Below are 380 nucleotides of genomic sequence, written 5' to 3'. Positions count from 1 at the left end.
AGCAAGGAGACTAGTTCTGTATTCAGATTACATTGCAAAAATGGCATCATTCACCATGACAGCTTCTATCTTTGGCTGCCCAGCTGTCACCAAACGGTCGGCAGTGGCTGCGCAGAGGAGATTACTCGTAGTGAGTGCTGCCAAAGCTGAAGGGGAAAAGGTCAGTTATGACAACAATGATAGCAATGGAAGGAGGAACTTGATGTTCGCCGCGGCGGCGGCGGCTGCTGTTTGCTCTGTTGCTGGGATGGCAGTGGCAGATGAGCCAAAACCAGGAACCCCAGCAGCCAAGAAAAAGTATGCTCCGATTTGTGTCACCATGCCAACTGCTAGGATTTGTCGCAATTGAGGGACTCGGTTTTTATTTTACTTCTGATGAT

General features: G+C 49.2%; 1 protein-coding gene. It reads left to right on the top strand.

Annotated elements, in window-relative coordinates; translation table 11 throughout:
* Positions 1-349, top strand: a 349-nt coding sequence (locus L9G74_RS23890; protein WP_238898527.1) for a hypothetical protein, incomplete at its 5' end; no start/stop codon positions are given.
* Positions 350-380: the final 31 nt, after the last annotated feature.

The sequence above is a fragment of the Shewanella electrica genome, from assembly GCF_022321485.1.
GTDB classification, from domain to species: domain Bacteria; phylum Pseudomonadota; class Gammaproteobacteria; order Enterobacterales; family Shewanellaceae; genus Shewanella; species Shewanella electrica.
This window is presented reverse-complemented; position numbering and strand designations above follow the sequence as displayed.